The 23,967-nt window shown below is 70.0% G+C and carries 20 protein-coding genes; 8 read left to right on the forward strand and 12 right to left on the reverse strand.

The window, feature by feature from the left end; all coding sequences use genetic code 11:
* Positions 1–31: 31 nt before the first annotated feature.
* Positions 32–610, forward strand: a complete 579-nt coding sequence (locus tag ACFYWS_RS19070) for a hypothetical protein (RefSeq protein WP_389277548.1) — start codon at positions 32–34, stop codon at positions 608–610.
* 3 nt (positions 611–613) lie between these two features.
* Here ACFYWS_RS19070 and ACFYWS_RS19075 read toward each other — a convergent pair whose 3' ends face one another.
* Positions 614–823, reverse strand: a complete 210-nt coding sequence (locus ACFYWS_RS19075; protein ID WP_389277551.1) for a DUF4287 domain-containing protein — start codon at positions 821–823, stop codon at positions 614–616.
* Between the two features lie 175 nt (positions 824–998).
* Here ACFYWS_RS19075 and ACFYWS_RS19080 point away from each other — a divergent pair, with 175 nt between their 5' ends.
* Positions 999–3,251, forward strand: coding sequence for an ATP-dependent RecD-like DNA helicase (locus tag ACFYWS_RS19080; protein WP_389277554.1), 2,253 nt, complete (start codon positions 999–1,001; stop codon positions 3,249–3,251).
* A 184-nt stretch (positions 3,252–3,435) separates the two neighbouring features.
* Positions 3,436–4,746: a citrate synthase gene (locus tag ACFYWS_RS19085; RefSeq protein WP_389277557.1), complete on the forward strand. Its 1,311-nt coding sequence runs from the start codon at positions 3,436–3,438 to the stop codon at positions 4,744–4,746.
* Between the two features lie 540 nt (positions 4,747–5,286).
* Here the strand turns inward: ACFYWS_RS19085 and ACFYWS_RS19090 are convergent.
* The 5 genes from ACFYWS_RS19090 to ACFYWS_RS19110 all read right to left on the reverse strand — a co-directional run bounded on the left by ACFYWS_RS19090 (position 5,287) and on the right by ACFYWS_RS19110 (position 10,458).
* Positions 5,287–7,599: a heavy metal translocating P-type ATPase gene (locus tag ACFYWS_RS19090; protein ID WP_389277560.1), complete on the reverse strand. Its 2,313-nt coding sequence runs from the start codon at positions 7,597–7,599 to the stop codon at positions 5,287–5,289.
* A 60-nt stretch (positions 7,600–7,659) separates the two neighbouring features.
* Positions 7,660–7,965, reverse strand: coding sequence for a heavy-metal-associated domain-containing protein (locus tag ACFYWS_RS19095; protein ID WP_389277563.1), 306 nt, complete (start codon positions 7,963–7,965; stop codon positions 7,660–7,662).
* A gap of 53 nt (positions 7,966–8,018) precedes the next feature.
* Entirely contained in the window at positions 8,019–8,966 is a 948-nt protein-coding gene (locus ACFYWS_RS19100; protein WP_389277566.1) for a PrsW family intramembrane metalloprotease, read from the reverse strand.
* Positions 8,967–9,111: 145 nt separating this feature from the next.
* Positions 9,112–9,309, reverse strand: a complete 198-nt coding sequence (locus tag ACFYWS_RS19105) for a helix-turn-helix transcriptional regulator (protein ID WP_389277569.1) — start codon at positions 9,307–9,309, stop codon at positions 9,112–9,114.
* A 237-nt stretch (positions 9,310–9,546) separates the two neighbouring features.
* Complete coding sequence (locus ACFYWS_RS19110) at positions 9,547–10,458, reverse strand: sugar phosphate isomerase/epimerase family protein (RefSeq protein WP_389277572.1); 912 nt, start codon at positions 10,456–10,458, stop codon at positions 9,547–9,549.
* A 143-nt stretch (positions 10,459–10,601) separates the two neighbouring features.
* Here ACFYWS_RS19110 and ACFYWS_RS19115 point away from each other — a divergent pair, with 143 nt between their 5' ends.
* From ACFYWS_RS19115 to ACFYWS_RS19135, 5 genes are all read left to right on the forward strand, one after another.
* Positions 10,602–11,540 (forward strand): deoxyribose-phosphate aldolase, encoded by a 939-nt coding sequence (locus ACFYWS_RS19115; RefSeq protein WP_389277575.1) that lies wholly within the window; start codon positions 10,602–10,604, stop codon positions 11,538–11,540.
* Between the two features lie 15 nt (positions 11,541–11,555).
* Positions 11,556–12,362, forward strand: a complete 807-nt coding sequence (gene iolB / locus ACFYWS_RS19120; protein ID WP_389277578.1) for a 5-deoxy-glucuronate isomerase — start codon at positions 11,556–11,558, stop codon at positions 12,360–12,362.
* Positions 12,359–14,242 carry a 3D-(3,5/4)-trihydroxycyclohexane-1,2-dione acylhydrolase (decyclizing) gene (gene iolD / locus ACFYWS_RS19125; protein ID WP_389277581.1) on the forward strand — a complete coding sequence of 628 codons (1,884 nt, stop codon included), beginning with the start codon at positions 12,359–12,361 and terminating at the stop codon, positions 14,240–14,242. The genes iolB and iolD overlap by 4 nt, the downstream gene beginning before the upstream one ends.
* Before the next feature lie 39 nt (positions 14,243–14,281).
* A complete protein-coding gene (mmsA, locus tag ACFYWS_RS19130; protein WP_389277584.1) occupies positions 14,282–15,790 on the forward strand; it encodes a CoA-acylating methylmalonate-semialdehyde dehydrogenase in 1,509 nt (502 codons plus the stop codon).
* Positions 15,791–16,103: 313 nt separating this feature from the next.
* Positions 16,104–17,495, forward strand: a complete 1,392-nt coding sequence (locus ACFYWS_RS19135; protein ID WP_389277587.1) for an APC family permease — start codon at positions 16,104–16,106, stop codon at positions 17,493–17,495.
* Positions 17,496–17,571: 76 nt separating this feature from the next.
* On the opposite strand, the gene ACFYWS_RS19140 is transcribed toward ACFYWS_RS19135, so the two are convergent.
* The 6 genes from ACFYWS_RS19140 to ACFYWS_RS19165 form a co-directional block, all read right to left on the reverse strand.
* The gene (locus ACFYWS_RS19140; RefSeq protein ID WP_389277590.1) at positions 17,572–18,888 is read right to left on the reverse strand and encodes a Gfo/Idh/MocA family oxidoreductase; all 1,317 of its coding nucleotides are present in this window, start codon (positions 18,886–18,888) and stop codon (positions 17,572–17,574) included.
* Positions 18,889–18,893: 5 nt separating this feature from the next.
* Complete coding sequence (locus ACFYWS_RS19145) at positions 18,894–19,913, reverse strand: LacI family DNA-binding transcriptional regulator (RefSeq protein WP_389277593.1); 1,020 nt, start codon at positions 19,911–19,913, stop codon at positions 18,894–18,896.
* Positions 19,914–20,026: 113 nt separating this feature from the next.
* The gene (locus ACFYWS_RS19150; protein ID WP_389277596.1) at positions 20,027–20,617 is read right to left on the reverse strand and encodes a hypothetical protein; all 591 of its coding nucleotides are present in this window, start codon (positions 20,615–20,617) and stop codon (positions 20,027–20,029) included.
* A 5-nt stretch (positions 20,618–20,622) separates the two neighbouring features.
* Complete coding sequence (locus ACFYWS_RS19155; RefSeq protein WP_389277599.1) at positions 20,623–21,474, reverse strand: carbohydrate ABC transporter permease; 852 nt, start codon at positions 21,472–21,474, stop codon at positions 20,623–20,625.
* 2 nt (positions 21,475–21,476) lie between these two features.
* The gene (locus tag ACFYWS_RS19160; protein ID WP_389277602.1) at positions 21,477–22,445 is read right to left on the reverse strand and encodes a carbohydrate ABC transporter permease; all 969 of its coding nucleotides are present in this window, start codon (positions 22,443–22,445) and stop codon (positions 21,477–21,479) included.
* 46 nt (positions 22,446–22,491) lie between these two features.
* Positions 22,492–23,781, reverse strand: a complete 1,290-nt coding sequence (locus ACFYWS_RS19165) for an ABC transporter substrate-binding protein (RefSeq protein WP_389277605.1) — start codon at positions 23,779–23,781, stop codon at positions 22,492–22,494.
* Between the last annotated feature and the right edge of the window lie 186 nt (positions 23,782–23,967).

Below are 23,967 nucleotides of genomic sequence, written 5' to 3' on the forward strand. Positions count from 1 at the left end.
ATTGTCGGTGCCGCGTGCGAAGGTGGTGGGCATGAATCACGCGCAGCTCACCGCACTAGGCCGCGCCCTCCGCGTGCTCGGCGAGCACGGCGAGAAGCTCACCGGCGACACCCCGGACGACGTGCTGCACGAGCTCCGGGGCGACCTGACCCGCGCACTCGCCCAGCTCGACGACGCGGTGTCGGGCGACAAACCCACGACCCGCTGCAAGGAGCACCCGTACGGCCCGGTCGAGGAATCCGCCCCTGACCTGTGCCTGTTCTGCGAGACCCGCCGCCGCAAGGCCCGCCGCTCGCAGGTCTCGGGCGACCCGGGCCCGGCCGCCCGCCCCACGGACGAGCGCCCCGTGCTCTCCCGTTACGGCACGCGCGAGGACCGCCCCCAGCCCCAGCAGCGCTGGATCCCGGAGATGTGGAACGGGCAGGTGTGGCAGCTCTGCGGCACCCCCCGCCACGACCGGCACGAGGCGGACCTCTACCTGGCGGCCCAGCGCCGCCGCCCGGACGCGGCGATGGCGTACCGCCTGGTCCACGAGTTCACGGACTACGAGGTCGTCCGGGTGTGGGGCACGCCGCTGCGGGTGGACCCGGAGCCGATGGGCGGGATCTGAGCGTTACGCCCCGCGGCCCTCGGCCAGCGTGTGTGCCACGAGAGCGTTGGCGTGCCCGTGGCCCAGGCCGTGCTCGGCCTTCAGCCAGTTCACCAGCTCCATGTGCTTGGCGAGGGGTGAGGAGCGGATGAGGTCCTGCCAGTGGGCGACCGGTTCGCCGTACTTCTTCTCGATGGCGGGGAAGTAGGAGGCGGGACCCTTGGTGGCGGGCATGGTGTGCTCCTGTCTGCGGGGTGCCGAGATGTCGCCGATAAGACGTGGCAAGGGCCCGGAAGTCATCGCGGCCGCGAGGTGATCCAGCTCACTGCGCACGGCGGGCCCGGTACGGACCGGGTCAACCCTGACCGGCCCCTCCCGCATTGTCGGACCCTCCCGCTACCGTCGGATCATGTCCAACCAAGCGACGGGGCGGCCGATGGCGGCGCTCGAGGGCGTCCTCGAGCGGATCACGTACGCCAACGACGAGACCGGGTACACGGTCGGCCGGGTCGACACCGGCAGAGGCGCGGGGGATCTGCTGACCGTCGTCGGCTCGCTGCTCGGGGCGCAGGTGGGGGAGTCGCTGCGGATGGAGGGCCGTTGGGGCTCCCACCCGCAGTACGGCAAGCAGTTCACGGTCGAGAACTACACGACCGTCCTCCCGGCCACGATCCAGGGCATCCGCCGCTATCTCGGATCCGGGCTGGTCAAGGGCATCGGACCGGTCTTCGCCGACCGCATCACGCAGCACTTCGGGCTCGACACCCTGGACATCATCGAGCAGGAGCCGAAGCGGCTCATCGAGGTGCCGGGGCTCGGCCCCAAGCGCACGAAGAAGATCGCCGACGCGTGGGAGGAACAGAAGGCCATCAAGGAGGTCATGGTCTTCCTTCAATCGGTCGACGTCTCGACCTCCATCGCCGTGCGCATCTTCAAGAAGTTCGGCGACGCGTCGATCTCCGTCGTGAAGAACCAGCCGTACCGGCTCGCCTCCGACGTCTGGGGCATCGGATTCCTCACCGCCGACCGCATCGCCCAGTCCGTCGGCATCCCGCACGACAGCCCGGAGCGGGTCAAGGCCGGTCTCCAGTACGCCCTTTCGCAGTCCACCGACCAGGGGCACTGCTTCCTGCCCGAGCAGCGGCTCATCGCCGACGCCGTGAAGCTGCTCCAGGTCGACACCGGGCTCGTCATCGAGTGCCTCGCCGAACTGGCCGTGCCCGACGCGGACTCCGGCGAACCCGGCGTGGTCCGCGAGACGGTGCCGGGCGAGGACGGGGAGCCGGTCACCGCGATCTACCTGGTCCCCTTCCACCGGGCCGAACTCGCCCTCTCCGCCCAGCTGCTCAGACTGCTGCGCACGCAGGACGACCGGATGCCCGCCTTCCAGGACGTCGCGTGGGACAAGGCACTCGCGTGGCTCGCCGACCGTACGGGGGCGCAGCTCGCGCCCGAGCAGGAGGAGGCGGTCAAGCTCGCGCTCAGCGAGAAGGTGGCCGTGCTCACCGGCGGCCCCGGCTGCGGAAAGTCGTTCACCGTACGGTCCGTTGTGGAGCTGGCCCGGGCCAAGCGCGCCAAGGTCGTGCTCGCCGCGCCCACCGGCCGCGCCGCCAAGCGGCTCGCCGAGCTGACCGGAGCCGAGGCCTCCACCGTGCACCGCCTCCTGGAGCTGAAGCCGGGCGGGGACGCCGCGTACGACAAGGAGCGGCCGCTCGACGCCGACCTCGTCGTGGTCGACGAGGCCTCCATGCTGGACCTGCTGCTCGCCAACAAGCTGGCGAAGGCGGTGGCGCCCGGGGCGCATCTGCTGTTCGTGGGGGACGTGGATCAGCTGCCGAGCGTCGGGGCGGGGGAGGTGCTGCGCGACATGCTGGCCGAGGAGAGTCCGGTGCCCGCCGTGCGGCTCACCCGGATCTTCCGGCAGGCCCAGGAGTCCGGTGTCGTCACGAACGCCCACCGCATTAACTCCGGTACGCAGCCCATCACTTCGGGCCTCAAGGACTTCTTCCTGTTCGTGGAGGACGACACCGAGGAGGCCGGCCGGCTCACCGTCGACGTCGCGGCCCACCGGATCCCCGCGAAGTTCGGCCTGGACCCGCGGCGCGACGTCCAGGTGCTGGCGCCGATGCACCGCGGCCCGGCGGGGGCGGGCCATCTCAACGGGCTGCTCCAGCAGGCGATCACGCCCGGCCGCCCGGACGTTCCGGAGAAGCGCTTCGGCGGCCGCGTCTTCCGGGTGGGCGACAAGGTCACCCAGATCAGAAACAACTACGAGAAGGGGGAGAACGGCGTGTTCAACGGCACGGTCGGCGTCGTCACGTCCCTGGATTCCGAGGAGCAGAGACTCACTGTCCGCACCGATGAGGACGAGGAGGTTCCCTATGACTTCGACGAGCTGGACGAGCTGGCGCATGCCTACGCTGTGACCATCCACCGCTCCCAGGGGAGCGAGTACCCGTGTGTGGTGATCCCCGTCACGACGGGGGCGTGGATGATGCTCCAGCGCAACCTCCTCTACACGGCGGTCACGCGCGCCAAGAAGCTCGTCGTCCTGGTCGGTTCGCGCAGAGCGATCGGCCAGGCCGTGCGTACGATTTCGGCCGGTAGGCGGTGTACCGCCCTGAATTTCCGGCTGTCAGGTGCTGCCGTTCAAAAGATTTGATCGATCAGACGAGTCGCGAAGGTCACAAGCACTTCCGGAACCGGGGCGAAGGGGGCAGGATGAGCAAGTTGACGGCACTGAGTGCCGTCGGTGAGCCCAATGGGCGACCCCGAGTGCACTCTGCTGGGCCAAGTGGGGGAAGGTAGAGACAGTCAGGGCACCTCGAAGAAGAGGCACTACGTCGGTGAGGGATGACGTGAGCGAGCAGAACGAGAAGGCTGTAGTACTCCAGTACGGCGACGACGAGTACACCTACCCGGTGATCGACAGCACCGTGGGCGACACGGGCTTCGACATCGGGAAGCTGCGGGCCCAGACGGGCCTGGTGACCCTGGACAGCGGATACGGCAATACAGCCGCCTATAAATCCGCGATCACCTATCTCGACGGTGAGCAGGGCATCCTGCGTTACCGCGGCTACCCGATCGAGCAGCTGGCCGAGAGCTCGACCTTCACCGAGGTCGCCTACCTGCTGATCAACGGCGAGCTCCCGACGGTCGACGAGCTCTCCACCTTCAAGAACGAGATCACCGGGCACACGCTCCTGCACGAGGACGTGAAGCGGTTCTTCGACGGCTTCCCGCGGGACGCCCACCCGATGGCCATGCTGTCCTCCGTGGTCTCCGCGCTGTCCACCTTCTACCAGGACAGCCACAACCCCTTCGACGAGCAGCAGCGTCACCTCTCGACGATCCGTCTCCTCGCGAAGCTGCCGACGATCGCGGCGTACGCCTACAAGAAGTCGATCGGCCACCCGTTCGTCTACCCGCGCAACGACCTCGGCTACGTCGAGAACTTCCTGCGCATGACGTTCTCCGTGCCCGCGCAGGAGTACGTGCCGGACCCGGTCGTCGTCTCGGCCCTCGAGAAGCTGCTCATCCTGCACGCGGACCACGAGCAGAACTGCTCGACGTCCACGGTGCGCCTGGTGGGCTCGTCGCAGGCCAACATGTTCGCGTCGATCTCCGCCGGTATCTCCGCGCTGTGGGGTCCGCTGCACGGTGGCGCCAACGCGTCCGTCCTGGAGATGCTTGAGGGCATCCAGGCCGCGGGCGGCGACGTCGACGAGTTCATCCGCAAGGTGAAGAACAAGGAAGACGGCGTGAAGCTCATGGGCTTCGGGCACCGCGTCTACAAGAACTTCGACCCGCGGGCGAAGATCATCAAGGCGGCGGCGCACGATGTCCTCTCGGCGCTCGGCAAGTCCGACGAGCTGCTCGACATCGCCCTGAAGCTGGAGGAGCACGCGCTGGCCGACGAGTACTTCGTCGAGCGCAAGCTCTACCCGAACGTCGACTTCTACACCGGCCTGATCTACCGGGCCATGGGCTTCCCGACCGAGATGTTCACGGTCCTCTTCGCCCTCGGCCGCCTTCCGGGCTGGATCGCCCAGTGGCACGAGATGATCAAGGAGCCGGGCTCCCGCATCGGCCGCCCGCGCCAGATCTACACGGGCATCGTCGAACGCGACTTCATCCCGGTCGAGCAGCGCTAAGTCTTTCCGCAACGCCGGTTCGGCATATCAAGCCCCTGCGGCGATTGAGCAGCGGGGTCCGGGGCAGCGCCCCGGGTCCGTAACCCCGCCCCACCGCAACAAGCCGGGTCAAGCTGCGCAGCAGAAAGCGCCCCGCTGTCGGTCCCCCCACGGGCCGACAGTCGGGGCGCTTTCCTTTACCCGGGTCGGATTCCCCCCACGGGATCCGGCCTGGGGGTCTGTGGTGCGTCGGCCGCCGGAACACGTACCGCCAGGCGGGCCGCTCAAGGCTCCCGGCGCACGTGCCCCGGCCAACGCTGTCGGGACCGTCCCCCAAGACGGGTCCCTCCGATGCGGAAACGTCCCCCAAGACGTTCCTGCATCGCCTCCTTAGACTCACGAGAGCCGCAAAGGGTTACGTCCAGACCGATGTGATCTGCGTCTCTTGCATATGTCCCGTGCGTGCGCAAGAGGTCCGATATGTGGATATCGGCCTCTGTGGGGGAGTGCTGCAATTGTGCCGTGTTGATTGTGTGGAGGTCCAGGGATCTCTCCGGGTATCTACGTGAATCTGCGCAGCCGCAGGCTGTTCGTCACCACGAAGACGGACGAGAAGGCCATCGCCGCGCCCGCGATCATCGGGTTCAGCAGCCCGGCCGCGGCGAGCGGGATCGCCGCGATGTTGTAGCCGAAGGCCCAGCAGAGGTTGCCCTTGATCGTGGCGAGGGTGCGGCGGGAGAGCCGGATCGCGTCCGCGGCCACCCGCAGGTCGCCGCGGACGAGTGTCAGGTCGCCGGCCTCGATCGCCGCGTCCGTGCCGGTGCCCATGGCCAGGCCCAGGTCGGCGGTGGCGAGCGCGGCGGCGTCGTTGACCCCGTCGCCGACCATCGCGACGCTGCGGCCTCCGGCCTGGAGGCGCTTGATCACCTCGACCTTGTCCTCGGGCATGACCTCCGCGATCACGTCCTCCCCGGCGATGCCCACCGCCGCCGCGACGGAGTCAGCCGCGGCGCGGTTGTCGCCGGTCAGAAGGATCGGGGTGAGGCCCAGGGAGCGGAGCGCGGTCACCGCCTCCGCGCTCGTCTCCTTGACGGCGTCCGTGACCGTGAGGACACCGCGTGCCTCGCCGTCCCAGGCGACCGTGACGGCCGTGCCGCCGGTCGCCTCCGCGGCCGAGAGGGCCCTGGTGAGTTCGGGCGGCAGGGAGATGCCTTGCTCGGTGAGCAGCCGGTCGCGCCCTACGAGGACGGTGTGGCCCTCCACCGTGCCGCGTACGCCCAGGCCGGGGACGTTGGTGAAGTCGGTGGCCGGGGGGAGTTCGCCCGCGCGGCCGGCGGCGCCGGTCGCGATGGCCCGGGCCACCGGGTGCTCGGAGGCGTGTTCCAGGGCGCCCGCCAGGCGGAGCAGGTCCTTTTCGTCGGTGGTGGCGGCCGGGTGCGCGGCGGCGAGTGTCATGTGGCCGGTGGTGACGGTGCCCGTCTTGTCGAGGACGACCGTGTTGACCGCCCGGGTCGATTCCAGGACCTCGGGGCCCTTGATCAGGATGCCCAGGCTCGCGCCGCGGCCCGTGCCGACCATGAGGGCGGTGGGTGTCGCGAGTCCGAGGGCGCACGGGCAGGCGATGATCAGGACCGCCACCGCGGCGGTGAAGGCGGCGGTGGCGTCGCCGGTGGTGAGGAGCCAGGTGAGGAGCGTGCCGAGGGCGATCAGCAGGACCACCGGGACGAAGACCGCGGAGATCCTGTCCGCCAGGCGCTGGACCTGGGCCTTCCCCGTCTGGGCCTCCTCGACGAGCTTCGCCATGCGGGCGAGCTGGGTGTCCGCGCCGACGCGGGTGGCCGCCACGACGATGCGGCCCGCGGCGTTGACGGTGGCGCCGGTGACGGGGTCTCCGACGGTGACGTCGGTGGGGATCGACTCGCCGGTGAGGATCGAGGTGTCCACGGCGCTGCTGCCCTCGGTGACCGTGCCGTCCGTGGCGATCTTCTCGCCGGGGCGTACGACGAAGCGGTCGCCGGGGGTGAGGTCGCCTGCCGGGACGCGTACTTCGGCGCCGTCCGGGGTGAGGAGGGTGACCTCCTTGGCGCCCAGGTCGAGCAGGGCGCGCAGGGCCGCGCCCGCGGCGCGCTTGGCGCGGGCCTCCAGGTAGCGGCCCAGGAGGATGAAGGTGACCACGCCCGAGGCCACTTCCAGGTAGATGGGGGCCGCGCTGTCGGCGAGGAACAGCGCCCACAGGGACCAGCCGAAGGCGGCGAGTGTGCCCAGGGAGACGAGGGTGTCCATGGTGGCCGCGCCGTGCCGCAGGTTGGTCCACGCGGCGCGGTGGAAGGGGAGGCCGCCCCAGACGACGACGGGTGACGCCAGAGTGAGCGTCAGCCATTGCCAGTCGTCGAAGTGCAGCGCCGGGATCATGGACAGGAGGATCACGGGGGCGGTGAGGAGCGCGGAGACCGTGAGCCGTTGACGGAGCGGCGTCTGGCGGTCGACCGTGGGCGCTTCGTTCTTGACCGTGGGTGCGGGGCCGCGTCGGGGTACCTCCACCGGCGGCCGCCCGTTCGGTTCGACCGCTGTTGATTCAGGTGCCGCCGTCGCCTTGGGCAATCTGCCGCCTTGGGCGGCAGGGTGGGCAAGGCGGCCCCCGGTGCCGCCCGAGGGTTCCGGCAACGGCTTCGCCGTGTAGCCCAGTTTGGTGATCGTGGCGATCAGGGACTCGGGGGTCACCCCGGGCGCGTGGGAGACCTTCGCCTGTTCCGTGGCCAGGTTGACCGTCGCTGTCACGCCCTCGATGCGGTTCAGCTTCTTCTCGATGCGGGCGGAGCAGGAGGCGCAGGTCATGCCCCCGATGGCCAGGTCGAGTCGCACGTCGTCCGTCATGGTGCTGCCGAGGGTACGGGCGCGGGGCCGGGCACGTCGGTCCGGCCCCGGCCGTGGGGCTCAGACGAGTTCGTAGCCCGCCTCGTCCACCGCGGCGCGGACCGCTTCCTCGTCGAGCGGGGCGGTGGAGACGACCGTGACCTGGCCGGTGGCGGCGCTCGCCTGGGCCGAGGTGACGCCGTCGAGCTCCGAGATCTCACTGGACACCGCGCCCTCGCAGTGGCCACAGGTCATGCCCTTGACCTCGTACACCGCGGTGAAGGCACCCTCGGTCCCGGCGGTGTCGGTGTCCGTGTGGCAGGCGCCGCCGCAGCAGGAGCCGGCGGACTCGTTGCCGGCCTGGGGGAGCTCGGTGTGGGTGCTCATGGCGTACTCCTTGGTGGTGAGGGACGTCTCTTGATGCGATCGACTCTATACCCCTAGGGGGTACTTTTCCAAGAAGGGTCCCGGCGGGCGAGTGAGCGCACCCAGGTGAGTGCCAGGAGCGTGATGACGGCCAGTCCGCCGACCGAGAAGAGCGTGAAGAGGTGCTGCTGGGCCTCGGTCGGCTTCGGGATGTAGCCCTCGGCGAAGAGGGAGCGGTCCAGGTTCGAGGTGGTGAGGCGGGCCACCAGCCAGAGCGCGATGCCGTGCATCGAGTCCCAGAGCGCGTGCAGCAGCGAGACGCCGAGGTAGGTGCCGATCACCGGGGCCGCGAAGCGGTAGCGGCCGTTCGGGCGGCGGAAGGAGAGGAGGACCGCTCCCGAGATCGCCGTCCACAGGCCGTGGCCGAAGGGGGCGAGCAGTCCGCGCAGGACCTCCGTCTCCAGGAGGGCCCGCAGGTCGATGCCCTTCATGGTGATCGCCGCGTTGAACGCGTAGCCCGCGCTCTCGAAGGCCGCGAAGCCGAAGCCGACCGTGGCGCCCAGGACGAGTCCCGCGCGCAGTCCGCTGATGCGCGGGTGGCGGTGGAGTACGTAGACGAGGGCGGCCAGCTTGGCCGCCTCCTCGATCAGGCCGACGGCCACGAACATCCAGACCGAGGGGTGGACGAGGTAGTACTCCATGACCGACGCGCCGAGGACGCCGAGGATGCCGCCCACCAGGAAGCAGCCCAGGATCAGGCTCACGCCCAGGTCGCGGCCGTGCCGCTCGTAGGCCCACAGCACGAAGACCGCCGGCGTGAGGAAGCTGCCCAGCAGGATGAGCGTGGGCAGCAGCGTGGTGTTCTGCGTGGCGTACGTGACGATCGCGGTCAGGGCCCACAGGGTCAGGCCGCCCCAGAGGCAGCGCTTCCACAGTCCGGGACGGATCTGCGGCCCCGGCGGGGGCGGCTGCTGGGGGATCCGGGCCTGGGGTGCCCCGAAGGGCGGCTGGGGCTGCGTCACTGCGATCCTTCCGGCCTGCCGGTCACGGCAACTTACGGTCACCTTGAGTGATTTGTCCGAAAGTTTATGGCCGGGCCGGATGTGTCGCAGTGCGGGCGCCGGGCCGTGCGTTCGTACGGCACGGCGCCCGGCATTCACGAACGGTTCAGTTGTCGCGGCCCCGGTTCCTCGGGCGGGAGGCCACCCACGCGCGGACCGTGTCGGCGTACCAGTAGGGCTTGCCCGACTCGACGTGGTCGGGCGGCGGCAGCAGACCGTGCTTGCGGTACGAGCGGACGGTGTCGGGCTGTACGCGGATGTGCGCGGCGATGTCCTTGTACGACCAGAGCCTGCGGTCGTTCATCGATGGCTCCTCCCTGGCGGTGCTCACGGCGGCTCGGGGGTTGCCGCCGTGATCAACTCAGCCTGTGCCCGGAGAACGACGTGAACCGGGGTGAAGGGAGGGCCTGTGGGGCCTCTGTGACGCAGAACTCGCGTAGCCCTGACATGCGTGACGCGATAGGGGCGTTTGTGACGCGAATGAAGCAAAGAGGGCGCGTCGTGGGCGCATGCTCCGGCGCATCAGTGGATAAGAGGGGCGTCAGACCCCGCAGGAGCGCAGGTAGCGGCGTGTGCGGTGCGCGATCGGGAGCGGACGGTCCGGCTCGCACGGATACATGTCCTGCTCGACGATCGCGAACAGGTCGATGTCGAGCTTGCCCGCAGCGGTGAGGACCGGCTCCAACTCCGGTACGCCGCGCGGGGGTTCCACCATGACGCCCTGCGCCACGGCCGGGCCGAAGGGTGTGCCCTGTGCGTGGACCTCGGCGAGGACCGCCGGGTCCACCTGCTTCAGGTGCAGATAGCCGATCCGCTCCCCGTACGTCTCGATGAGCTTGACGCTGTCGCCGCCGCAGTACGCGTAGTGGCCCGTGTCCAGGCACAGCGACACGAGGTCCGGGTCGGTGGCGTCGAGGAGCCGCGTGACGTTCTCCTCCGTGTCGACGTGGGTGTCGGCGTGCGGATGGAAGACCAGCTTCAGGCCGTAACGGTCCCGCACCTCGCGCCCGAGACGCTCGGTCTGCGTGGCGAGATGGCGCCACTGCTCGGCGGCGAGGCTCGACCCCTCAAGCACCTCGCCGGTCTTGTCGTCGCGCCAGAAGGACGGGATGACGACCAGGTGCTCCGCGCCCATCGCCCGGGTGAGTTCGGCGATCGACGAGACGTGGTCCCACGTCTTCTCCCACACCGCCGGGCCGTGGTGCAGCCCCGTGAACACCGTGCCCGCCGACACCTTCAGGCCGCGGCGGCCCGTCTCCTCGGCGAGTACGCGCGGGTCCGACGGCAGATAGCCGTACGGGCCCAGCTCGATCCACTCGTACCCGGCCTCGGCCACCTCGTCGAGAAAGCGCTGGTACGGGACCTGCCGCGGGTCGTCGGGGAACCAGACGCCCCAGGAGTCGGGGGCCGAGCCGATGCGGATGCGCGCGGGCTGTGATGTCGGCGTCGTCATGAGATCAGCCTCAAGCCGCTCGGAGAGGGGTGTCAAGGCGTCGTCCGAATGTCAGGACAAAACATTGACAGGGGGCTCGGGCGGGTCTAGATCTGTCGGGGCGACGGGGATCGCAGGGTCTCGTGCCGAAGGGGATGAAGGGGATGGAGCCGGGCTTGAGTGAGGCAGAGGGCGTGGACCTCCGGTGGCTTGCCCGGGTCCGGGCCGAGGAGCCGGAAGCGGTCGCGGAGGCCGCGGGCCGGAGGGAGCGGCGGCCGTTGCTCGGCGCGGGGCGGCGGCTGATGATCGTGGCCGCCGACCACCCCGCCCGGGGCGCGCTCGGCGTCGGGGAGCGGGCGTTCGCCATGGCCGACCGGGCCGACCTGCTGCGGCGCTTGTGCGTCGCGCTGGCCAGGCCGGGCGTGGACGGGGTGCTGGCCTCCGCCGATGTCGTCGAAGACCTGCTGCTGCTCGGCGTGCTGGACGGCAAGATCGTCATCGGGTCCATGAACCGGGGCGGGCTCGCCGGGGCCTCCTTCGAGCTGGACGACCGGTTCACCGGATACCGGGCCGAGGACCTGGAGCGGTTCGGCCTCGACGCGGGCAAGCTGCTGCTGCGCCTCGACTACGACGATCCGGGCTCCGGGTCCGTCCGCACCCTGGAGGCCGCCGCCCGCGCCGTAGACGCCATGGCGGCGCGCCGGCTGCCGCTGTTCGTCGAGCCGTTCCTCAGCCGCCGCGACCCCGAAACCGGCCTGCTGCGCGCCGACTTGAGCCCGCACGGCGTCATCACGTCGATCGCCGTCGCCTCCGGCCTCGGCGGCACCTCCGCGTACACCTGGCTGAAGCTCCCGGTCACCGACGACCCCGACGACATGGCCCGGGTCATGGAGACCTCCGCGCTGCCCGCCGTACTGCTCGGCGGCGACATCAAGGACGGCGACCAGGACGCCACGTACGAGAAGTGGCGTGCCGCGCTGCGACTGCCCACAGTTCAGGGGCTCGTGGTGGGGCGCTCGCTGCTCTACCCGGCCGACGGGAACGTCGCGGCCGCCGTCGACACGGCCGTGGGCCTGCTGCGCACCACGCGCGCGGACACCTAGGAGGAGAGTAGAGGGATGACGCACCTTCCACGCGGCAGCGCAGCGAGAGGGCCCTACGCCCTGTCCGTCGATCCGGACAAGGTGGGCTGGGCCCGCGCCGGGCTGCGGATCATCGAACTCGGGGCCGGGCGGACGCACACCTTCGACACCGGGGAGAGCGAGTGGATCGTGCTGCCGCTGTCCGGTGGATGTTCAGTTCGTGCGGATGGGGTGAACATTGAACTGGCGGGCAGGGGCAGCGTATTCAGTGGAGTGAGTGACTTCGCCTACGTGCCGCGCGACGTCGGCGTGGAGATCTCCTCCGGTGCGGGAGGCCGGTTCGCCCTGGCAGGAGCGAAATGCGGTCGACGACTCCCCGTCCGCTACGGCCCCGCGCCGGAGGTTTCCGTCGAGGACAGGGGCGGCGGCATCAGCGCACGCCAGGTGCGCAACTTCGCCGCCGCCGACGCCTTCGACTGCGACCAGCTCATCGCCGTAGAGGTGATCACCCCCGGCGGGAACTGGTCCTCGTACCCGCCGCACAAGCACGACGAGCACCGGCCGGGCGTCGAGACGCTGCTCGAGGAGATCTACTACTTCGAGATCGAGGGGCCTGGCGGATACGGGTACCAGCGCGTGTCCCCGTCCAGGCCCGGCGGCACCGACCTCCTCGCCGAGGTCCGCTCCGGTGACACCGTGCTCGTGCCCGACGGCTGGCACGGCCCGTCGATCGCCCAGCCGGAGCACGCCATGTACTACCTGAACGTCATGGCGGGACCGGGGGACGAGCGGGAGTGGAAGATCTGCTTCCATCCCGATCACGTGACGGAGGGATACCGATGAAGACGAGCACCGTCCGCCTCACCGTCGCCCAGGCCCTCGTCCGCTTCCTCAGCCGCCAGTACACGGAGCGCGACGGCGCCCGGCAGCGGCTGATCGGCGCCACCTGGGGCATCTTCGGCCACGGCAACGTGGCGGGGCTCGGGCAGGCGCTCCTTCAGTACGGCGACGACATGCCCTTCCACCAGGGCCGCAACGAGCAGGCGATGGTGCACGCCGCCGTCGGGTACGCGCGCCAGTGCGACCGCCTGTCCACGCACGCCGTCACCACCTCCATCGGCCCCGGCGCCACCAACCTCGTCACCGGCGCCGCCCTCGCCACCATCAACCACGTGCCCGTCCTGCTTCTCCCCGGCGACGTGTTCGCGACCCGGCCCGCCGACCCGGTGCTCCAGCAGCTCGAAGTCCCGTACGCGGGCGACGTGTCGGTCAACGACTGTCTGCGGCCCGTCTCGAAGTTCTTCGACCGGATCGAGCGGCCCGAGCGGCTCATCCCGGCCGCGCTCCAGGCCATGCGTGTGCTCACCGACCCCGTCGACACCGGCGCCGTCACGCTCGCGCTGCCGCAGGACGTACAGGCGGAAGCCTTCGACTGGCCCGAGGAGTTCTTCCGTGAGCGGGTCTGGACCGTGCGCCGCCCCGCGCCGGATCCCCAGGAACTGGCCGATGCCGTACGGGAGTTGAAGCGCGCCCGGCGTCCGCTCCTCGTCGCCGGCGGCGGGGTGCACCACAGCGGCGCCGAGGACGCACTCAAGGAGTTCGCCGACGCCACCCGGATCCCCGTCGCCGCCACCCAGGCGGGCAAGGGCTCGCTGCTGCACGACCACCCCGCCGACGTCGGCGGCATCGGCCACACCGGCACCGCCACCGCCAATGAACTCGCCCGCACCGCCGACCTGGTGATCGGTGTCGGCACCCGGTACACGGATTTCACGACGGCCTCCGCCACCCTCTTCGCGAACCCCGACGTCCGCTTCCTCAACTTGAACGTCGCCGCCTTCGACGCCCACAAGCTGGCCGCGCGACCGCTCGTCGCCGACGCCCGCGCGGGCCTCACCGCACTGCGTGAGGCGCTCGGCGGGACGTACCGCGCCGAGCCCGCGTACGTCGCCGAGTACACCGAGGACAAGGAGCGCTGGGAGGAGCGCGTCGACGCCTGCTTCGCCGCCGAGGACGAACTCGTACGCCCCACGCAGGCCCAAGTCCTCGGTGCACTCGACGAGTTGGCCACCGGCGACGACATTCTCATCAACGCCGCCGGCTCGCTCCCCGGCGATCTGCACAAGCTGTGGCGGACCCGCTCCCGCGACCAGTACCACGTCGAGTACGGCTACTCCTGCATGGGCTACGAGATCCCGGCCGCGCTCGGCGTCGCGCTCGCCGCGCCCGGCCGGCCCGTGTGGGCGCTCGTCGGCGACGGCACGTATCTGATGCTGCCCACCGAGATCGTCACCGCGGTCCAGGAAGGCGTCCCCGTCAAGGTCGTCATCCTCCAGAACCACGGGTACGCGTCCATCGGCGGGCTCTCCGCGTCCGTCGGGGCCGAGGGCTTCGCCACGCAGTACCGGTTCGCGGGGGAGCGGGGGGCGTACGCGGGCGCGCCGCTGCCCGTCGACCTCGCCGCCAACGCGGCCAGCCTCGGGATGACGGTGCACCGCGCCAAGACCGTCCGTGACCTGCGCGAAGCGCTCGCCGCCGCGCGCGACGCGACCCGCCCCACATGTGTCTACGTGGAGACCGAAACGTCAGACACAGTGTCGGGCCCGCCTCCCGCGCAGGCGTGGTGGGATGTTCCTGTGGCCGAGACGGCGGAGCGCAGCGCCGCGGTCGAGGCCCGCGAGGAGTACGACCGGCACGCCGCCGGTCGACGCCGCCACCTCTGAGAAGTACGTAGCCGTGTAGCCGTCACAGGAGTTGCCCGTATGTCTGACACGAAGTTGGTCCACCACTGGATCGGCGGCAAGACCGTCGAGGGTGCGTCGGGCAATCACGGCCCGGTGACCGACCCGGCGACCGGCGCCGTCACCACGCACGTCGACTTCGCCTCGGTCGAGGAGGTGGACGCGGCCGTCGCCGCCGCCAAGGACGCGTACAAGTCCTGGGGCCAGTCCTCGCTCGCCAAGCGCACCGAGATCCTCTTCCGGTTCCGCGCGCTGCTCGACGCCAACCGTGACGCGATCGCCGAGCTGATCACCGCCGAGCACGGCAAGGTGCACTCCGACGCGCTCGGCGAGGTCGCCCGCGGCCTGGAGATCGTCGACCTGGCCTGCGGCATCAACGTGCAGCTGAAGGGCGAGCTGTCCACGCAGGTCGCGAGCCGCGTCGACGTGGCGTCGATCCGGCAGCCGCTGGGCGTCGTCGCGGGCATCACGCCGTTCAACTTCCCGGCCATGGTGCCGATGTGGATGTTCCCGATCGCCATCGCGACCGGCAACACCTTCATCCTGAAGCCGTCCGAGAAGGACCCCTCGGCCTCCGTCAAGATCGCCGAGCTGCTCACCGAGGCCGGTCTGCCCGACGGCGTCTTCAACGTCCTGCACGGGGACAAGGTCGCCGTCGACCGCCTCCTGGAGCACCCGGACGTCGCCGCCGTCTCCTTCGTGGGCTCGACGCCGATCGCCCGCCACATCCACGCCACGGCCTCCGTCAACGGCAAGCGCGTACAGGCCCTCGGCGGTGCCAAGAACCACATGCTGGTGCTGCCCGACGCGGACCTGGACGCGGCCGCCGACGCCGCGGTCTCGGCCGCGTACGGCTCGGCCGGTGAGCGTTGCATGGCGATCTCCGCCGTCGTCGCCGTCGCCTCGATCGCCGACGAGCTCGTCGCGAAGATCAAGGAGCGCGCCGAGAAGATCAAGATCGGTCCCGGCAACGACCCGACGTCCGAGATGGGCCCGCTCATCACGGCCGCCCACCGCGACAAGGTCGCCTCGTACGTGAAGGGCGCGGCGGCCGAGGGCTGCGAGGTCGTCCTCGACGGCAGCGACCACACGGTGCCCGGCTTCGAGAACGGCCACTGGATCGGCCTGTCGCTCCTCGACAACGTCCCCACGACCGCCAAGGCGTACCAGGACGAGATCTTCGGCCCGGTCCTGACCGTGCTGCGCGTCGACACGTACGACGAGGGCGTGGCCCTCATGAACGCGTCCCCGTTCGGCAACGGCACCGCGATCTTCACCCGTGACGGCGGCGCGGCCCGCCGCTTCCAGCTGGAGATCGAGGCCGGCATGGTCGGCGTCAACGTGCCGATCCCGGTGCCGGTCGGCTACCACAGCTTCGGCGGCTGGAAGGACAGCCTCTTCGGCGACCACCACATCTACGGCAACGACGGCACGCACTTCTACACCCGCGGCAAGGTCGTCACGACCCGCTGGCCGGACCCGGCCGACGCCCCCGCGGGCGTGGACCTGGGCTTCCCCAGCAACCACTGAGGCCCCTGCCTGAACCCCCGCGCCGTCCGGAGTACGGACAGTTCGCTGTGAACTTCCGCGCTCCGGCTGCGGTTCCCGTACGTAGGGGATGAACCGGGCGACGTAAGCCGACTCCCGTGGAGACCTTGGATATCAAGGTCATTCACGGGAGTCGCCGTATCTATCCCGGGCAACTTTGCGAACACCTGAAGAATCGCGTGCGGTTGGCGGAAGTGATGGTGCGGATTCCGCAGGCGAACAGGCGTTGACGTTCGGATATCGGCGAGGTTGCATGACGCGCTCCCTGTCGCACGAGTCGATCGGAACCCGCTTGATGACCGACACGCTCCGCACCGCCGCCGCTCCGTCCCCACCGGAGGCGGCCCCCCAGGCCCAGAAGCTCAAGCGTTCCATCGGAGTCGTCGGAGGCACCCTGCTCACGCTGTCCTGCGTGACGCCCGCCTCCTCGCTCTTCGTCGTCGTCCCCGACCTGTTCGGCAGCCTCGGCACCGCCACCGCGCTCACCATCGCCGTCGGCTCACTGATCTGTATCGGCGTCGCGTTCCTCTACTCGGAGCTGGGCACCCTCATCCCCAGCGCGGGCGGCGAGTACGCCATGGTCTCGACGCTGGCCGGACGCCTGGCTGGCTGGCTGGTCTTCGTCCTGTCCCTGCTGGTCGTGTTCATCGTGCCGCCGGTGATCGCGATGGGCACGGCCGACTACCTGGAGCCGCTGATCCACCTCGACCCGGCGATGGCGGGCGCCGGCGTCATGCTGCTCTCCACCCTCGCGGGCCTGCTCGACCTGCGCGCCAACGCCTGGATCACCGGCATCTTCCTCGTCCTGGAGGTCATCGCGGCGGCCCTCGTCGCTGTCCTCGGCTTCGCGCACGCCGAGCGCGGTGTCAGCTCGCTCGGCTCGATGCAGGTCGCGGGCGGGGACGGCCACGCGGACGCGGTGACGGGCATGCTCGTGATCTCGGGCCTGGCCATCGCCCTCTTCGTCACCCAGGGCTTCTCCACCGCTGTCTACCTCTCCGAGGAGTTGGAGAACCCGCGCAAGTCCGTGGCCCGCACGGTCCTCGCGACGCTCGCCATCTCCTCCGTCGTCATCCTCGTCCCGGTCGTCGCGATCACGATGGGCGCGAAGGACCTCTCGGCACTCACCTCGGGCGACATCAGCAGCATGGTCGTGGCCTGGTCGAACTCGGCGGTCGGCACGTTCGTCTCGCTCTGCGTCGCGCTCGCCATCATCAACGCGGGCATCGTCATGGTCATCCAGAACTCCCGCGTCCTGTTCGCCTCGGCCCGCGACAAGGCCTGGCCGGGACCCGTCAACAGCGCGCTGTCCCGGCTCGGCCGCTTCGGCTCGCCGTGGGTCGCGACGCTGGCCGTCGGCGTCCCCGGCGCGGCGCTCTGCTTCGTCAACCTCGACACCCTGTACGGCGTGACGGGCGTCTCCGTCACCGGCATGTACCTGCTGGTCGCGGTCGCCGCCCTGTTCGCCCGCCGCGGCGCCCACAAGGACCAGCCGGCCTGGCGGATGCCGCTGTGGCCGGGGATCCCCGTGGTCCTGATCGCGCTGATGCTCTACATCCTGATCGAGCAGGAGGTCGAGTACCTGCTGTGGACGGGCGGCATCATGGCGGTGGCGACGCTGTACTGGGCGTTGTACCTCAGGCCGCGCCAGGAGACGCGGTGGCTGGTGTCGGTCCCGACGGATTGAGCCAGATCAAGCCCCGCATTTCAAGCCCCGCCGTCGGACGAGAGCCAGCGGGGTCCGGGGCAGAGCCCCGCGACCGTCACCACAACTGACCGGTCTCCACAGGGAGGCCGGAAACCAACGACTCGTTCCCGGCCACGCCAACCGCGAGGGCAAGCGCCCCGTCCCTCGCGGTGGCCCCCTTCCCCGCCGCCGGCGCCGCCCCCTCGTCACTCCCGTCCCCGAGGGGACCGAAAAGCTCCTTCAGCATCCGCAGATCCCCGCCCCCGTGCGACCCGGCCGACCACTCGTACGGAATCTCCCGCGGTGCCTCCCACAACGGCCGCAACAGAATCGACGTACGGCCGGGGCGGTCCATGACCACCCCGCCGTGCGACGCGGCCTCCCCGCCCACGGCGACCTTCGGCGGCTGCCACGTGTTCTCTTCCACCTCCAACTCAAGCCGCCCACCGGTGCCGTTGAACATCACCCGGTAGCCCTCCCAGGGCGAGTACGCCGTGAGGTGGTACGTCATCGTCGCCCCGGAGTCGTAGCGGACCAGGACCGACAGGTCGTCCTCTACGTCGATGGCGTCACCGAAGACGTTCCGGTCGCGCACATAGCCGTCGCCGGCCGCCTCCGCGTCGACGTACAGGGACTTGAGGTGCGGGTCGTCGGCGAGGTGGATCGCGTACGGGTCCTCGGCGGCCGCGGTGGAGCCGTGGGCGCGGACGTAGTCGCGGCGCAGGCCCGTGCGCTCGCCGTTGTCGCGGCCGTAGAAGACGAGGCCGCCCTCCGCGTGGACGCGGGAAGGGGCCGCGCCCAGCCACCAGTTGACGAGGTCGAAGTGGTGGCCCGACTTGTGCACGAGCAGCCCGCCGCTGTGCTGCTTCTCGCGGTGCCAGCGGCGGAAGTAGTCGGCGCCGTGCCGGACGTCGAGCAGCCACTCGAAGTGCACGGAGCGGATCTCGCCGATCGCGCCGTCGTGGAGCAGCTGCCAGACCTTCTCGTGGGCCGGGTTGTAGCGGTAGTTGAACCCGACGGACAGCTCGCCGCCGGTCCGCTCGACCGTCTCCAGGATGGCGCGGCACTTCTCCGCGTCCGTGGTCATCGGCTTCTCCGTCACCACCCGGCAGCCCGCTTCGAGCGCCGTGTTGATGTACGTGTGGTGGGTCGCGTCGACCGTGGTGACGATGACCTCGTCGATGCGGTGGTCCCGGAGGGCGGTCGCGAAGTCGGCCGGGTCGCAGGTGGCCGCCTCCGCACGGCCGAGCGAGCCGAGCAGCCGGTTGTGGTGGGCGATACGGGTCGGGCTCGGGTCCGCGAGGAGGGCCACGTCGTAGTGGGGGCGGGCCGCCAGGGCCTTGGTGTACATCTGGGCGCGGTGGCCGGTACCGATGATCGCTGCGCGCTTCATGGCGGTCAGGATTCCTTTCGGGGGGCTGGTCCTGTGGAACGGCGGACTATCAACTCGCTGTCCAGGGAGATCTGTTCGGGGGCGCGGCCCGGGTCGTCGAGGCGGCGCAGCATCAGGTCGACGGCGCGTTCGCCGAGTGCGTCGAGCGGGATGCGGACCGAGGTGAGGGCAGGGGTGGCCGTGGTGGCGAGGAGGGTGTCGTCGGCGCCGACGACACTGACGTCGTCGGGGACCCGCACCCCCCGGTCGGCGAGGCGGGAGAGCACGCCGAGCGCCATCAGGTCGTTGTGCGCGACGATCGCGGTGGCGCCCGCGGCCAGCGCCAGGTCGGCGACCTGCGCACCCGTGTGGAACTTGGGTTCGTGCGGGCCGAACTCGGTCACCTTCAGCTCCAGTTGCTCCGCGGCGTACCGGACGGCGTGGCCGCGCTGCTCGCTCGACCAGGAGTTGCGGGCCCCCAGGATCAGGGCGAGGTGGCGGTGGCCGAGCGCGTGCAGATGCGCCACGGCCTGACGCAGTCCGTCCTCGCTGGGCGCGACCACGGACGGTACGCCGGACACGCTCCGATTCACGGCGACGCTCGGCACCTGCCGGACGACCTCGCCGAGCCGGGCGCCGTCCATTCTCGGGGCGACGAGCAGCAGCCCGTCGACCTGGCGGGCCAGCGTGAGCGCCAACTCGTACTCGTCGTCGGGGTGTTCGTCGGTGTCCGCGAGGAACACGGCGTAGTCCTTGCGGCGGGCGCGGGCCTGCACGGCCTTCACGATCACCGCGAAGAACGGATTGGCGATGTCGGGCACGATGAGCCCGAGCGTGCGGGTGCGTCCCTCGGCGAGCGAGCGGGCGATCCGGCTGGGCCGGTACCCGAGCCGTTCCGCTGCCGCGAGGACCCGGGCGCGGGTCTCGGGCCGCACCTGGTGCGGGGAGGCGAAACACCGGCTGACGGTGGAGGGCGAGACACCGGCCGCCTCGGCGACGTCCTCGGCACCGGGGGCTGCGCCGCTTGACCGGTCGCTATTACGCATGACGTCCCCTCACGTGGTCGTTTTCGCGGGTGTGGTGTGCGTGGCCGGGTTTTCGTCGGCGGGTGCGGTCGCGTCGTGGGTTTGCGCAGTTCCCCGCGCCCCTGAAAACCAAATCAAGCCCCGCCGGCGTTTGAGGCGTGACGCCGGTCGACCGCGACCGCCGCCAAAGCGAGCACACCCATCACCAGCGGCGCCAGGATCGTCAACTGCCAGACGCACACCGCCGAGACCAGCACCGCTCCGGCGAGCATCGCCGACCCTCGCGGATCCCGCTGAGGACGCGCCCAGCGAGACGTGAGAGACCAGGCCGCCGCCATCCGCACCTGGTACACGACCACCGCCCCTGCCGCCCCCGCGATCACCAGTGCGAGCAGCCAGAACAACGGCAGGTCACCCGCGGCGGCAGCCAACCGCAGGTCCGCGCCCAGGAAGCCGAGGGCCGCGAGGCCACCCGCCCCCACCACCGCCCCGCCGGGAAGCGCCGCCCGCCAGTCCGCCGTGAACCGCCGGGCCGTGCCGGGCGAGGGGCCGTCCGGCACACAGCGACGTACCGCCGCGCACCCTGCCGCCATCGCCGCCGGCCACGTGACCAGCAGCAACGAACCCGCCGCCACCAGCACCCCGATCCACAGCACCTCCGCGAAGAGGGTGAACCGCTCGCCGTACGGGGTGTCGCGCCGCGCCACCCCGGCCGTGTCGCTCATCTCGCTCATCCCTTCATACCGGAGGTCGCCGCCCCCTCGATCAACAGCCGCTGGAACGCCACGAAGAACGCGATCACCGGAAGCAGCGAGAGGACCGACATGCCGAGCATCGCCCCGTAGTCCTGGCTGCTCGTCGAGTCCACGAACAGCCGCAACGCCACCGGCAGCGGGTACTTCTCCGGCGACTGGAGGTAGATCAGCGGCGCGAAGAAGTCGTTCCAGGACCAGATGAACGTGAAGATCGCCGTGGTGATCAGGGCGGGCCGCAGCAGCGGAAGCACGATGTGGCCGAAGATCCGGAAGTGCCCGCAGCCGTCGATCAGCGCCGCCTCGTCGAGGCTGCTCGGCAGGTTGCGTACGAACTGCACCATCAGGAACACGAAGAAGGCGTCCGTGGCGAGGAACTTGCCGAGGAGCAGCGGTACGTAGGTGTCGACCAGGCCGACCTTCTGGAACATCGTGTACTGCGGGATGAGCAGCAGATGCGTCGGCAGCAGGATCGTGCCGATCATCACGGTGAACATCGCGCCGCGCCCCCGGAACCGCAGCCGCGCGAAGGCGTAGGCGGCGATCGAGCACGACAGTACGTTGCCGATCACCGAACCCACGGCCAGCAGCAGGGAGTTGCCGAAGAAGCGCCAGGCCGGGACCTCGGCGATCCCTTCGAGCGCCGTGCCGAAGCCGCTCCAACTCACCGTGGAGGGCAGCAGGTTGAAGCTGGAGATGATCTCGTCGGCGGGCTTCACGGACGCCGTGAACACCCAGAACACGGGGTAGAGGAGGACCAGGAGCAGGGCGACCGCGCCCACGTGCCACAAAGTCGAACGTGTGGTGGTCGTGGTGGTAGTCGAGGTCATCGTCACTTCTCCTCGCCCGCGTAGTGGACCCAGCGGCCCGAAGTCTTGAAGAGCAGCGCGGTGATCACACCGACGACCAGGAGCAGCACCCAGGTCAGGGCCGCCGCGTAGCCCATCCGGAAGTCGTTGAAGCCGAGTTCGTACAGGTACATCGAGTAGACGTGGGTGGAGCCCGCGGGTCCGCCGGTGCCGTTGGAGAGCACGAACGCCGAGTTGAACATCTGGAAGGCGTGCACCATCTCCAGGACCAGATTGAAGAAGATCACCGGGGAGAGCATCGGGACCGTGACCGAGATGAAGCGGCGCCAGGGGCCCGCCCCGTCGATCTCCGCAGCCTCGAACAGTTCCTGCGGAATCTGCTGCAGCGCCGCCAGGAAGATCACCATGGGTGCGCCGAACTGCCAGACGGAGAGCGCGACCAGGGACATCAACGACCAGTCGGGATTGGAGATCCAGCCGCCCGTGTGGATCCCGAAGGCGCCGAGGAACTGGTCGACGACGCTGCCGGTGGAGAACAGCAGCCGCCACACGATGGCCGCGCCGACGCTCGCGCCGATCAGGGACGGCATGTAGAAGGCGGCCCGGTAGAAGTTGCGGCCCTTGCGGCGGGTGTGGAGCAGCAGCGCCACGCCGAGTGCCGCGATCAGCTTCAGGGGCGTCGCCACGACTACGTAGAGCAGCGTCACGCCTACGGTGTCGCGGACCTCGGGATCGTCGAACAGGATCCGCTTGTAGTTGTCGAGGCCGATCCAGCGCGGGGCGTCGAACAGGTTGTAGTCCGTGAACGACATGTACAGCGAGAACAGCATCGGGCCGAGCGTCAGAACGGCCGCGCCGAGCATCCACGGGGTGAGGAAGACGTACGCGGAGCGGTCGTTCGTGCCCCGGCGGCGCTTCTTCGGAGCGGGCGAGGGGGAGTCGCCGCGGCGTGCGCGGGGTATCGCGGCGTCGGTCGTCGTCGTAGAGGCCATCAGGACTCCGTACGTTTGCGGGGAGGGGGGCGGAGGCGGCCGTGCGTCAGGCGAGGGTGGCCTTGGACTGGTCGAAGTAGAGGTCCACGGCCTGGTCCACGGAGATGCGGTCGTAGAACAGCTTCTCGGCGACGCGCATCAGATAGACGTTGAGCGAGGCGCCGCCGTCGGCCGGGGGCGGCGGGGTCGACGCGAGCGTCTTCTCGACCTGCTTCTCGTACGTCTGGACCTGGCGCACCTTCGGGTCGCTGATCTCGGCGGCGCCCTCCTGGCTCGTCGTGGGTGGCATGCCGATGTTGGTGCCGAGGATCTTGGCCACGCGCCGGTCGTTGATCATGAAGTTGATGAACTGCGCGGCCTCGCTGAGGTGTTGGCTCTTCGCGGCGGCCCCCATGAACATGCCCGGCTTGGAGTAGATGCCGGACTTGCTGGTGTCGCTCGGTACGTAACCGAGGCTGAGCTTGCTGCCGCGCATGTCGCTGCGGCCGCCGACCTGGTTGTCCCACTCCAGGTTGGAGGCGACGCGGCGAGTGGTGATGGGGTAGCCGGGCAGCGACTCCAGGACGACGTCGGGCCCGCCGAGCGCGCCCTCCTTGCGCCACTCGTTGACCTTGGTGAAGTAGCGGCGCATGTCGTCGGGGGAGAAGCCGAGTTCGCCGTTCTCCGTCCACATCTGCAGGCCCTGCTGCCGCATCCAGATCTCGACGCCCAGATAGTTCTGGCCGGGGTTGTCCATGCCGAACTGCTGGTGTCTGCCGTACTTGGTCACCTTCAGGCTCTGCTCCATGAAGGTGTCCCAGTCCATCCGCTTCGTCGGCGGGCGGGCCCCGGCCTTGGCCCAGACCTCGGCGTCGTAGTGCAGCGCGACGCTGTTGTGGGAGAGCGGCAGGCCGACGCGACGGTCGTCCACCAGGCCCGCCGTGCGCACCGATTCGACCACGGTCGAGGTGTCGATCTCCTTGCCGTCGCCGGCGAGGTCGTTCAGGTCGGCGAGCACGCCGTGCTCACCGAGGGTGCGAATCCAGGCGTAGTCGATGTGCATCACGTCGGGCGGGTTGCCGCCCGCGGCCGCGGTGCTGAGCTTCGGCCAGAAGGAGTCGAACGCGGCGAAGCTCGACTTCACCTTGATCTTGGGGTGCTCGCGTTCGAAGACCGCGATGCACTTGTTGATCAGGTCGGCCCGACCGCTGTCGCCCCAGAAGAAATAGCGCAGTGTCACGGTGCCACCGGCGCCGACGGAGCGCGCGGGCCCGCTGCAGGCGGTCAGCGCGGCACCGAGGCCGGAGGCGAGCAGGGCGGACAGGGTGGTGCGACGGGAGGGGGCGGCACTGCCCATAGGGGGCCTCCACGAGCGGCTCGGTGGTGGGCGCTGTCGAGGAGGGACGCTTGCATGCGCTCGCAGGCCGGTCAATGGGTTGCGCAGCGATTTCCGGAGGCGACTATTCCCGCCAACTCCTGTGGCTGCGCGCCCTCTTGACGGCCGCTGCGAGCGCTTGCAGGATGTTGCGGCACCACATCAAGC

Origin of the sequence: Streptomyces sp. NPDC002795 (assembly GCF_042888725.1) — a bacterium.
Taxonomy (GTDB): Bacteria; Actinomycetota; Actinomycetes; order Streptomycetales; family Streptomycetaceae; genus Streptomyces.